Genomic DNA, 502 nt, shown 5'->3' with positions numbered 1-502 from the left:
GTTTTATGGTTCCAAAAGGATGCTCAACTATCGCCTGCCTGCGTTTGTATAACTTTTCACTGTTCAATATTCGCTTTTTGTTGTTTTCAATATTTGTTGCAAACTCACTTCGTCTGACCTGTTTCCCATTTGCTGCCGATTTTGTACACAGTGGGCGTACTTCACACTTTTTGCATTTTGGAGTGGTATAGTTTCTGAAGCGATAAGCTAATTCTCCGTTGGGGTTTTTGGCAACATGCCAATAACCTGTGGTTTTTAGTGTATTTCCTTGCGGACAAGTGTAGGTGTCGGTTTCCGGATTATAGTCAAAATGTTCTACATCGTAGTTAAGGTCAGGAGCATGAGAAGCCCCTGAAAAAGGAGGAATTGCAACGAGTGTATTTATATTAAGTTCATCGACAATTGCCAGTTCTCTGCCCGTATGATAGCCTTTGTCGTAAAGTGCGGTAAAGTTGTTGTGGCCCAAAATTGTCTTTGCCCGTCGCAACATATTGCCCATCGC

At 42.0% G+C, this 502-nt stretch carries 1 protein-coding gene; it reads right to left on the bottom strand.

Annotated elements, in window-relative coordinates; genetic code table 11:
- The coding region (locus K5G00_RS29560; protein WP_238770256.1) for a transposase at window positions 1–502 on the bottom strand (502 nt) is incomplete at both ends.

It is taken from the genome of Maribellus maritimus, assembly GCF_022267315.1.
GTDB classification, from domain to species: Bacteria; Bacteroidota; Bacteroidia; order Bacteroidales; family Prolixibacteraceae; genus Draconibacterium; species Draconibacterium maritimum.
The sequence above is the reverse complement of the archived record's forward strand: the minus strand, read 5'-3'. Positions and strand labels throughout refer to the sequence as shown.